This is a genomic window from Alkalihalobacillus sp. BA299, assembly GCF_017745675.1.
Taxonomy (GTDB): domain Bacteria; phylum Bacillota; class Bacilli; order Bacillales; family Bacillaceae_F; genus Alkalihalobacterium.
The window spans coordinates 16,885-28,164 of record NZ_JAFLJM010000010.1 but is presented as its reverse complement, the minus strand read 5'-3'; the positions used below and the strand labels follow the sequence as shown (position 1 = coordinate 28,164).

Genomic DNA, 11,280 nt, shown 5'->3' with positions numbered 1-11,280 from the left:
ATGTTTATGTAAATTTTATGAGCGATGACCTAGTACAAATTCCTTTCATCCTTAAATGCAATAATTAGTTATAGAGTATATAATATTAGTAATAAATAATTGTCAAAGAAATTGGCGATAACTAAAAATGGCCCGCTTATTTTAACTGCACAGAATGACACTGTGTATTGACAATTTCTTTTATTACGTCTACTATTAACAACAAGTACATATTGTTAATAGTTTATAAACTTCATAATGTAGAGAATAGGTGCTAGATAAAAGCTTGCTTTGCTTTTATCAGCTTAAAAGGGAAGTTCGGTTCAAAGCCGACACGGACCCGCCACTGTATAGGGTTTCAGTACATCCACTGAAACTTTCAGAAAATCCACTGGGAAATACCGGGAAGGACTGAAAGCTAAGCCCTAAGTCAGGAGACCTGCCTATTTTAACATCACTGTTTGACCTACGGGATTGATAGGGAAGTGGTTAGTATGCGGATAACTATGATTTACCTGAGCATTTCTGACCTCTTTATTGAAGTCAGGAATGCTTTTTTAATTTTTGCTGTGTTAAAGTACATCGTTGAAATTCGGTTGCTATTGTGCTGATCGATGGTGCATTTTTGAGTCTCGTCTGCCATTCAGTATAACGGATTGGTTGAAAATCGACTGTACTTTTTAACAGCGCATGATTATTAAAAAATGGGGGAATGGGAATGGCGACATGGGATTTATCGGAAACAAAACATCATCTATTAATTTGTAATGGAAGCAGTTGTAATAAAGCTGGAGCTGAGGAACTTACACAAGCAGTAAGGAAGGAAATATCTGACCGAGAACTTGATGACATTATCCATACGACAAGAACAAAATGTAATGGCCGGTGTCAAGATAAATGTGTGCTAATAGCCTACCCAAAGGGTGTATGGTATAAAGATTTAAATCCAGAAGATGCCCCTCAACTCATTGAATCTTTAATGATGAATGCAGAATTTAATAACAAAATAAGTCATTGTTTTGATGGGGATGGCTTTAAAAGACAGGCAGATGTACCAGTTGGTGACTTTAAAGATCGTGAACGAGTAAAGAAAGTTTCAAAATTATTATGATGATAAATAGGTACTAAACTAATTACGGAGTAGGGATACTTAAATTTCGCATCAAAGGCTATGATGATTAGGATGACTATAATTCAAATAATGCGCTTTAAAAAATACTACTTTCAATAGAAGTAGTCTTTTTTAATGTCGAAGCAATTAATAAAGTTTCTCGTGTTCAAATCATTAATAGCAAACGAGTACGAAGCTGTTTTATATAGAAAAGATTGGGTATGATAAGACTAATCAGTTTAACATCATCTTGATACGGGGAAAGAGTAAATAGAAATCATGAGATAAATATTTAAGTATAATTATCGAGAAGGGGGAAGGCTTAATGACACTAACTCCAGAGCAACGTATACAACTACATGGATTTAATAATTTAACAAAATCATTAAGTTTTAATATGTACGATATTTGTTATACAAAAACGAAGGAAGAACGAAAGGCCTATATCGATTACATTGATGAACAATATAATGCAGATCGTTTAACAAATATATTAAAAAATGTTGCGGATATTATTGGTGCCCATGTATTAAATGTTGCTAAACAAGACTATGTACCTCAAGGTGCTAGTGTAACTATTTTAGTATCTGAAGGTCCAGTAGTCGAAGTTCCGACTGAGTCTTCTTTTGATGAATCACCTGGACCACTACCGGAGGCAGTTGTTATGGGCTTGGATAAAAGTCATATCACAGTTCATACGTACCCAGAATTTCATCCAACGGAAGGTATCAGTACTTTTAGAGCCGATATTGATGTTTCAACTTGCGGTGAAATTTCACCTCTTAAAGCACTAAACTATCTAATTCATTCGTTAGAAACGGATATTATGACGATGGATTACCGGGTTCGTGGATTTACACGAGACATAGATGGAAATAAGTTATTTATTGATCACGATATTAACTCTATACAAAATTACATACCCGATGAAGTGAAAAGCTTGTATGACATGATTGACGTTAATGTATACCAAGAAAATATTTTCCATACAAAATGTCGTTTAAAAGAATTTGATATAAACAATTATTTATTTGGTTACAAAAAGGAAAAGTTAGAAGCAAGAGAAGTTGTTGAGATAACAGAAAAATTAAAACAAGAAATGGATGAAATTTTTTACGGAAAAAATATTCAGGTGGGATATAATACCGCGACCAATGAAAACTATTGAGAGACAATAAAAATAATGATTTGATTTTCATCAAATAAAGTTTTTGGAAAATTTTATGTATAGTAATTGAAATTTACGGAATGCTAACAGGGAGAATTTAAAAAAGGAGATCTCCCGGATGAATATTGAATTAGGAACTGAATATGAAATTTCTGAAGATAGAAAAGGTCATTTTAATTCAGCAGATACACTAACTGTTATTCGTCAAAATCGAAACATTGTTCAATTTATATTAGGAAATAACAAAGGCCATGGTTCGATGCCAGTCGAGCACCTGTTATATCTCTTGAAAAAGCAAGATGTTATTCCAGTGGAAAATAAACGAATTATTTTAGATACCGGTGATAACGAAGAAAAAATCGGCTAATTTAGAAATAAGAGACTTACATTTCAATTAAACTCAAATAACATTTAGCTTACAAAACGCTTGGAAATGAACTGCACCCCAATTGTTGGACACTATCTAACAATTGGAGGTGCAGTTTTTCTATGGCTAAATATACCCTTGAGGAAAAAATAATTACTATTGAATAGATAATAAGGTGATAAAAGAAAGTAGAAACCTTTAAAAATCTTACGTCAAAATTCGATGTAAATTTTAATGATTTATGTATCAGTTTTTTAAGATGAGCATGGGGTATATAAGGCATTAATACTACTAATAATAAATCTTCAATCGACAAGATACTACAAAATAAAGAAGCTTTTGTCGAAAATCTATTATTTACAAAACGGCTAATAGAATTAATAATCTAAATTATAGAACTATTTTGATAAATATTAGTTGGTATTTTGTGAATATTACTAACTGAACGGTTAGTATGTAGACAAGTACCTCACCTAAGGAGGAGTAATAGACAATGTACAGTGAAAAACCGTGGTTAAAACATTATGATGAAAAAATTGGTGAAAGCACAAAAATTGGCGAGATCTCACTTACTGATTTGCTGTTAAATTCAGTAAAAGAATATGGGCCGAAAACTGCCATTACTTTTTATAATAAAACTTTTAGTTTTAATGAAGTATATGGCATTTCAGAAAAGTATGCGGCTTCATTACATAGTATTGGTTTTAAACAAGGAGATCGTTTAGCAATTATGCTGCCAAATACACCTCATTATATTTTTTCACTTTTTAGTGCTTCTCGTCTTGGTGGAATAGGTGTTCAAGTCAATCCTATGTATGTTGAAAGAGAGATTGAACATGTGTTAAAAGATTCTGGAGCTGAATATATGGTGGTATTAGACCTCATATACCCGCGAGTAAAACAAATACAAGCCAAAACAAACCTTAAACATATTATTGTTGTAGGTCTCCAACAACAAAAGATACCACTAACAGAAGGTGATTTTTACTTTGATGACTTTATACAAATTCAAGCGGAAGCACCTCCGCGAGTTGAATTAAACCCAGCTGAAGATATTGCAATGCTTCAATATACTGGTGGTACTACTGGGGTATCTAAAGGGGTAATGCTTACACATCGGAACCTAATAGCTAACATTGAACAAATTTATGATTTTATGTTCAGAGCAATAGAATTTCCAGATAATCCAAAAATAATGAGTGTACTCCCTATGTTTCATATTTATGGATTAACATGTAACGTATTTCTAGGTTTTAAGGCAGGATGCAATCAAATTGTATTACCACGTTTTGATGTACAGGAAGTTGTTGAAAAGGTGAAACGAGAACAACCATTCCAATTCTCTGGAGTTCCTACGATGTATGTTGCATTAAATAGTCATCCGAATTTAGAAGATTACGGATTTGATAAAGTTTCATATTTTAATAGTGGCGGAGCAGCAATGCCAATCGAGCAGCTTCACTTATTTGAAAAACGGACAGGTTGTAACTTATGCGAAGGATATGGATTGTCAGAGGCTTCACCAACGACACATTTTAACCCACCCTTCCGTGAAAGAAATGTTGGAAGTATCGGAATTCCTCTTCCTAGTTTAGAAGCTAAGATCATTAAGGAAACAGAAAACGGGGTTGTAGAAGTTCCAGTGGGAGATGTTGGTGAATTAGTAGTTAAAGGACCGCAAGTGATGAAAGGGTATTGGAACCGACCTGAAGCAACAGAAGAAGTACTTAAAGATGGATGGTTACACACAGGAGATATGGCCCGTATGGATGAAGATGGCTATTTTTACATTGTAGATCGCAAAAAAGATATGATTATTGCAAGCGGTTACAATGTATACCCACGTGAAATTGAAGAAGTTTTATACCAACATGAAGCTATTCAAGAAGTAATCGTTGTTGGGGTACCAGATACGTACCGTGGTGAAACGGTAAAAGCATTTGTAACTTTAAAAGCTGGAAAAACAGCAACAGAAGAAGAGATTATCCTATTTACAAAACCATTGTTAGCTCCTTATAAAGTGCCAAAGTTTGTAGAAATTCGAGATGAGCTACCAAAAACAGCAGTTGGTAAATTATTAAGACGCGCATTGCGTGATGAGGAAGTAGCTAGGTCTCATTAAAAGATAAGATGGCAGGAAGTAAGCCCCAAAAATCTTTCAGTATTATCAACCCTATGGGGGCTTCCTCAAAGCCTAGAAAAAGTTGTGAAATATCAGATACCTGTACTAATGGGAGGAATAAATAATGGACATTAAAGAATTATTTAATCTAGCAAATAAAACAGCAATTATTACTGGTGGTGGGAGAGGCTTAGGAGAACAAATTGCCAATGCCTTAGCTGAAGCAGGTGCCAATATTGTTGTTTGTTCTCGTAAGCTTGAAGCGTGTCAGCAAGTAAGTGAACGCTTAAAAGAAAAAGGAGTTAAAGCTCTTGCTTTACATTGTGATGTAACGAAACCAAATGAAATTGATGCTGTTATTCAAACAACTCTTAAAGAATTTGGTTCAATTGATATATTAGTTAATAATAGTGGTGCCTCTTGGGGATCACCTGCACTTGAAATGCCAGAGGAAGCTTGGGATAAAGTAATGGATGTAAATGTAAAAGCTATCTTTTTATTCTCACAAAAAGTTGGAAAAGTGATGGCTGATCAAGGCTATGGAAAAATAATTAACATCGCTTCTATTGCAGGTTACGGTGGGCAAGATCCAGAAGTTATGGATGCGATTGGTTATGCAACAAGTAAGGGTGCTGTCATTACTTTTACTAAAGACCTCGCAGTCAAACTAGCTCGTCATAATATTCATGTAAATGCTATTGCACCAGGCTTTTTTCCAACTAAAATGGCAAAAGGTGTCCTTGATTATGCTGGCGAAAAGTTATTAGCTCATACTCCTGCAGGCCGTTTTGGTTCAGATTATGATATGAAAGGCGCAGCGCTATTCTTGGCGTCAAGAGCATCTGATTATGTTTACGGTCATGTACTAGTTGTAGATGGTGGAGCAAGTGCTGCTGTGATCTAAAAATAATTAAAAGTGCCTAAGAAATGTTCTTGGCACTTTTTGGCAACTTTTGTAAGTAGGACATGCGTTAAATGAAGGAATCTGAGACTATTTTTGGGCAGATAAAAAATTGAGCACCTTACGATTGACAAGGTCAGTAGCTTCTGAAACATAAAGATGTCCTGCTCCTGGAACCGTTAAAAACTGGGCGTTTTTTATTTTATTTGCTAGATTTACACCGTTTTCATAGGGTACTAGAACATCAGCATTACCATGAATTACAAGTGTTGGCACGTTAATGTTACTTAGTTCTTCGTCTGTATTGTGAGCGAGGCAAGCTTGGAGCTGTAACATGTATCCATTTGGTGGAGTAGGGATTTCAATTCGTTTTTTGATGTCTTCTGCAATCACTACCCGGTTCGCTTCGATAAAAGACGAACTATAAAGAATAGGAGCACTATCCCAAGCAAGTTCTTCTGGAGATGCTGGTGAATTAGCTCGTGCCATCATTTGCATTGATACTTCCATAGATGGTTGAACATGATTCGGTCCACCAGCAGTAGTACATCCTAAGATGAGTGATTTTACACGATCAGGATATTGCAATGTTAACCGTTGAGCGATCATACCGCCCATTGATATTCCGTAAACGTGTGCAGCTTCCACTTCAGCAGCATCTAGGACAGAGCGAGCATCATCAGCCATAAGTTCGATCGAATAGGGAGTATTAGGCTTATCGCTTTTACCACAGCCACGGTTATCAAAAATGATCACCTTATAATGTTTGGCTAACTCTGGTAATGTCCGGAACCAAGATAATGAGTTATGGGAGAGTCCCATAATCAGTAATAATGGTTCACCTTGTCCGTGTACTTCGTAGTAAATTTCACAACCGTTTGAATGAGTAGTTGGCATTTTAATAACCTCCTTATTTTGGAAAATCAGGAACTTGTCCTAAATATTATATGATTAGAGAATAAATGCAAGAACTTTTCGACTTGAAAAGCTTTACTAAAATTATAATTTTTGTATTAAGGTTTATTTTTTAGAAAATTAAGAATTGATATTTTTATAAATTAAGTATATGATATTAGTAAAATACTAACCGGTTAGTATAGATTTAAATGAGGCACAAGAGATGAAAGATATGATAGTAGAAGCATTTGAACAATTTAAACAACTAGAACAAGAGTGGAACGAACATCTCATTTTAACCTTTAACTGTCCGAAAAATATCATTAAGTGTGGGAAATCTTTAGACCTGCATCTTGATCAAGTATTAGAAACAAGAAAACTAGCAGAAAGTTGGCTTAAGGCAATAGACGCTCCAACCAAAAATGATGTTGCGATGATAGCAAATCAATTTAAAAGGATGGAGCAAAAAACAGATTCTTTAGATGAGGAACTGTTCAGTCTGTTACAAATAGAGAAACATTATAAGAAAGTTTTAAAGCAATTCAATCATGTATTAAAAGATCATACAACTACACTTGATAGGGGAGCGAAATTCCTAAGGCCAAAATCAGAACTAGAGCAATTAAACGAAGAATTGAAAGATTTAACGGCAAGCACATGATGATTGAATGTAATTTCTAAAAAAATGGGAAGTAACGACTGAAGGAGGATTAAAAAATGAGTCAAGAAAAAGACTTAGAAGTAATCGAAGAAAGTGTGACAAGTTTAGATTTATTTTGGAAACAGTCATTGCAAGAATTGGATGCATGGAGTGAACGTGCAAGTTTACGTGAAGCAGCTTTACTTCGATCAGTTAAGGATTTAGTAGAGAACATCAAGAGAAATCAAAATAATGCAAAGGAACTTCTTGAACAGTTTGTTAAAGAACAGCGCGAATGGGAAAGAGTCGCTCGTGAAGAATTGTTAGTCTCTACTACAAGCTTGCAATATTTGTTTCCGGTAAAGTCTTATGAAGAAATCAATCGAATGGTTGATAATTTCCAGTTAAGAGCAGTAGAACTTTCAAAGGTTCCACTTAGAGCATACAGCAGCGGAGAATATTTTGAAAGATATATTCAGTCTGTTGAACATTACGTTGAATTCAGGAAGCAAAGTCGAATTCAATTCCTTGAAAATGTAAAAGCAACAATAAACATCATTCATGAAAATCAAAGAGGTATGATTAATATATTTACGAAGCAAGTGAAAAATGTCTTATTTCCTTTTAATAAGTACATTGAACGTTCTAGTGAATTAAAAGCATAAAAACTATAAAAAAAACGAAGGGTATGAGAGAAAAAATGGCAGAGAATAGATCGTATGACCCATATGATACGTTTAAAAAGTTTAGTGAAAGATGGGAAAAACAAGTTAACGATATGATTCACCTATGGACGAATAACACAGAGTTTGTTCGATTTTCAAAAGTTAACTCTGATGCACAGTCTAGATATTTAGAAATTTTACGAAAAAATCAAGACTTCTTTGCAACTCAACTAAATATTCCTACTAAAACAGATTTATCAAATGTATCTAAACTAGCACTTCAAACAGAGGAAAAAATAGATTTATTAGAGGAGCAAATTTGGGATTTATCTGATTCAATTAATGACACAAATAAAGAAATTGATGGAATTATAAAAATTTCTGAAGATATTGTTAAAATTACCAAGCAATTTAAAACGGAGCTTACAAAAACAAAAAAAGAGCTATCGGAAAATAATTCATTGAAAGCTGAATTGCAAGAAGTAAAAGAGGAGCTCACACAGTTAAATGAGATTAAGGAAGAATTAGCTGCTCTAAAAGAAATGTTGGCCACACCGCACTTAAATAATGAAGAACAAAACGAAGAACAGTTAAAGCCAGTACTTGTAGGTGAAAATGAGAAGTAACTATTGAAATGGAGGAGCTTTAGTGACTACAAAGACAATGGAAACGAACGTAACACCCTTTTCAGTTTTGGACTATACAAAAGAATGGAAACGCTGGAATCGATTTTTTAATATTATGAACGAATTAGAAGCTGAACCTTCTGTTGGGCATACACTAAGACAACTCGTATGGAAGAAAAATAAATCTACTTTATGGTATTACCCTGCGGTTGAAAAGAAATATGATGTACCACTATTTTTTGTTTATTCTTTATTTAATAAGCCGTTTATTTTGGACTTGAATCCTGGCTCTAGCATTATCGAGGGCCTGACTAAACGAGGATATGACGTTTATTTACTCGATTGGGGTACACCAGGCTATGAAGATAAAGGGACGAGTCTTGATGATTATATCGTGGATTATCTTCAAAAAAGTGTAAGAAGAGCACTCCGTCATTCGGGGGCAGAGGAAATTTCTGTTATCGGATATTGCCTTGGTGGTACGATTGCATCGATCTATGCTGCGATTGATGATGAGCCAATTAAAAATTTAATAGTAGCAACTGTTCCAATCGACTTTAGTGTCCAATCTGCACCTGACAAATGGGTTGAAGCAATAAAGAATGGAGATTACAATATTGACCGACTAGTTGAGGTATATGGCAATATGCCACCAGCGTTTGTTAATGCAATGTTTCGTTCCATATCAGCACCTGTATATTTAACCCCTTATGTTCAACTATTAACAAAAGCTTACGATGATAAGTTTGTTGAAAGGTGGCGTCGTTTCAATAAATGGACGAAGGAGCATGTTCCATTTACAGGTGAAGCCTTTAAACAACTTTCCAATGATTTAGGCAGAGATAATAAACTCGTTAAAGGCGAACTAACCATTCGTGGAAAGAAAGTGGATTTAGCGAAAATTAAAGCTGATTTACTTGTCGTTTCTTCCAAGTATGACCATTTAATTCCAGAAGAACAAAGCTTACCGATTATGGATCTAGTTGCAAGTAAAGATAAGACTTATCAGCTAGTTGAAGCTGGCCACGTTTCATTAGCATTATCAGGAAAGTTTCCTGTTTTACTTGATGAATGGTTAACAAAACGTTCGAATTCAATATCGAAATAATAGTAATAATTGCCTTACTACTTTAATAGAATAAATTGTGGGACGGACAATAGCCCCTCCCACAAAATAGTTTCACGTTATCTCACCTGTTCCTCACTATGTTTGCCTAAAAAGCTTCGAAGGGTACGATTAAATTTTTCTGTGTCTTCAAGCTTTGCAATATGTCCGACATTTTTAAAGATCACTAATTCTGAATGTGGTATACTTTCATGCATCATAATTTGGATCCACAGAGGAACAACTGTATCGTATTGACAGCCAATAATTAGTGTAGGAACTTTAATGGTTGGTAAAAGCTTACGGTTATCGATTCCAAGACAAGCTTCCATAGACTTCCGGTAGCTATTCGGTTTTGGATTGTAAAATTGAAAGAATTTATTGGCTTTTTCACTATCCCAATCGTATAGACAGGTGCGAGCCGCTACCTCCCTTTGCATTTTAGGTGTTAAAAGTTTGCCACGTAACTTTTTAAACTTTAAGAAATACCTTCCAAGGGTTTTTGGTGCATAGTGAAAAGTACTAACAAGAATGAGTGAACGGCAACGTCCAGGAGCTTGCCTGTAAATTTCTTGTGCAACGGTTCCACCCATGGACAAGCCACAAATGTGAGCGTTTTCAATTCTGAGCTCATCAAGTAGTCCGATAACATCATGGGCGAAGTTTTTTATAGATATGCCTTCATAAGTCTCACTTTCACCATGGCCACGTAAATCTGGAATGATGAGGTCATATTCATTGGCTAATTCATGTTGGTCGACCCATCCTTCTTTGATTTCTCCTAAGCCATGAATTAAAACGAGGGGTGTGCCGTTCCCTAAACGTTGGTAGTGAACAGTTACGTTATTAACATTTACTTTGTACATGATCAATAACCTCCCAGGTTAGATATAAAGTTTCATTGGTTTTTAAACAGAATTTTGTAAATGTTATCCAATTTGTCACAGTTTATACATCTAATTATATGCAATATTTCCCAATTATAACCTCTATATGTAAAATACACCTATAAGATTTTTAAAACATAAAAAAATAGAAATCAAAATAATTAATCGCAAGCTCATTTATCTTCTTATTTTAAATGGAGGAATGAGATAAAAAATGTAAATCAAATGAGGAGGAATAAACATGAGTGAGAAGGCGAAGCAAAATAATGAAGTAAATCATGTATCAGAAATACTAGTAGAAACATTATGGGATCAATACGAGGGAGCTATAGCACGCTATCGTCAACAAACCGATGAAAGATTTAATGCTTTTCTAAATGCAATAAAGCAAGCTAATCAATTAAAAGGAAGCTATCGAAAGTCGATTAGAGGTTTTTACAAAGAGGCTAGAAATACAAATCAAGATCTCGTTAAAGGTCTAACTTCCAATATTGCTGATCGATTGTCAAATGATCCTTCAGAAAAATCAAAAGAACTACAAAATCAATGGCAAGATGTATCAAATAAACTTGAAGAGATTACATTCACTCCAGTGAAACAAATGTTTGATATGATGGACCGGATCGAAAACCGGATAGAGCAAAATACGGAAGAATATATTAAATATAGACAAAAACGTCGTAAAGCATGGGCAACTCTAACGGACGAGTACATGAGATATACAAAAGCACAAAATATTAATATGGCTCGTCGAATTGAAGGAAGTTTCAGATCTTTAGCTAAGACAGGAATTTGATAAACCAAATATTTTG

The 11,280-nt window shown here is 34.6% G+C and carries 12 protein-coding genes and 1 riboswitch; of the genes, 10 read left to right on the top strand and 2 right to left on the bottom strand.

The genetic code is table 11. The annotated features are described in order from the left end of the window. Window positions 1-231: 231 nt before the first annotated feature. Window positions 232-440, top strand: a riboswitch (cobalamin riboswitch). Window positions 441-697: 257 nt separating this feature from the next. From J0N78_RS14030 to J0N78_RS14010, 5 genes are all read left to right on the top strand, one after another. Beyond that, entirely contained in the window at window positions 698-1,090 is a 393-nt protein-coding gene (locus tag J0N78_RS14030) for a (2Fe-2S) ferredoxin domain-containing protein (RefSeq protein WP_209123742.1), read from the top strand. A gap of 325 nt (window positions 1,091-1,415) precedes the next feature. Further along, complete coding sequence (gene speD, locus J0N78_RS14025) at window positions 1,416-2,258, top strand: adenosylmethionine decarboxylase (RefSeq protein ID WP_209123741.1); 843 nt, start codon at window positions 1,416-1,418, stop codon at window positions 2,256-2,258. Window positions 2,259-2,376: 118 nt separating this feature from the next. Beyond that, the gene (locus tag J0N78_RS14020; protein WP_209123740.1) at window positions 2,377-2,625 is read left to right on the top strand and encodes a hypothetical protein; all 249 of its coding nucleotides are present in this window, start codon (window positions 2,377-2,379) and stop codon (window positions 2,623-2,625) included. A 493-nt stretch (window positions 2,626-3,118) separates the two neighbouring features. After that, window positions 3,119-4,747 carry a long-chain-fatty-acid--CoA ligase gene (locus J0N78_RS14015; protein ID WP_209123739.1) on the top strand — a complete coding sequence of 543 codons (1,629 nt, stop codon included), beginning with the start codon at window positions 3,119-3,121 and terminating at the stop codon, window positions 4,745-4,747. Window positions 4,748-4,871: 124 nt separating this feature from the next. Further along, a complete protein-coding gene (locus J0N78_RS14010) occupies window positions 4,872-5,651 on the top strand; it encodes an SDR family oxidoreductase (RefSeq protein ID WP_209123738.1) in 780 nt (259 codons plus the stop codon). 87 nt (window positions 5,652-5,738) lie between these two features. On the opposite strand, the gene J0N78_RS14005 is transcribed toward J0N78_RS14010, so the two are convergent. After that, window positions 5,739-6,545 carry an alpha/beta fold hydrolase gene (locus tag J0N78_RS14005; protein WP_209123737.1) on the bottom strand — a complete coding sequence of 269 codons (807 nt, stop codon included), beginning with the start codon at window positions 6,543-6,545 and terminating at the stop codon, window positions 5,739-5,741. A 223-nt stretch (window positions 6,546-6,768) separates the two neighbouring features. Between J0N78_RS14005 and J0N78_RS14000 the strand changes: the two genes are divergently transcribed. The 4 genes from J0N78_RS14000 to J0N78_RS13985 are packed head-to-tail and all read left to right on the top strand — an operon-like array spanning window position 6,769 to window position 9,584. Then, window positions 6,769-7,206, top strand: a complete 438-nt coding sequence (locus tag J0N78_RS14000) for a hypothetical protein (protein ID WP_209123736.1) — start codon at window positions 6,769-6,771, stop codon at window positions 7,204-7,206. A gap of 56 nt (window positions 7,207-7,262) precedes the next feature. Next, entirely contained in the window at window positions 7,263-7,850 is a 588-nt protein-coding gene (locus J0N78_RS13995) for a hypothetical protein (protein WP_209123735.1), read from the top strand. Between the two features lie 35 nt (window positions 7,851-7,885). Further along, the gene (locus J0N78_RS13990; protein ID WP_209123734.1) at window positions 7,886-8,476 is read left to right on the top strand and encodes a polyhydroxyalkanoate biosynthesis repressor PhaR; all 591 of its coding nucleotides are present in this window, start codon (window positions 7,886-7,888) and stop codon (window positions 8,474-8,476) included. A gap of 22 nt (window positions 8,477-8,498) precedes the next feature. Next, a complete protein-coding gene (locus J0N78_RS13985; RefSeq protein ID WP_307794940.1) occupies window positions 8,499-9,584 on the top strand; it encodes an alpha/beta fold hydrolase in 1,086 nt (361 codons plus the stop codon). Between the two features lie 77 nt (window positions 9,585-9,661). On the opposite strand, the gene J0N78_RS13980 is transcribed toward J0N78_RS13985, so the two are convergent. Beyond that, window positions 9,662-10,447: an alpha/beta fold hydrolase gene (locus J0N78_RS13980; protein ID WP_209123733.1), complete on the bottom strand. Its 786-nt coding sequence runs from the start codon at window positions 10,445-10,447 to the stop codon at window positions 9,662-9,664. Between the two features lie 262 nt (window positions 10,448-10,709). Here J0N78_RS13980 and J0N78_RS13975 point away from each other — a divergent pair, with 262 nt between their 5' ends. Further along, window positions 10,710-11,264 (top strand): hypothetical protein, encoded by a 555-nt coding sequence (locus J0N78_RS13975; RefSeq protein WP_209123732.1) that lies wholly within the window; start codon window positions 10,710-10,712, stop codon window positions 11,262-11,264. Window positions 11,265-11,280 lie beyond the last annotated feature (16 nt).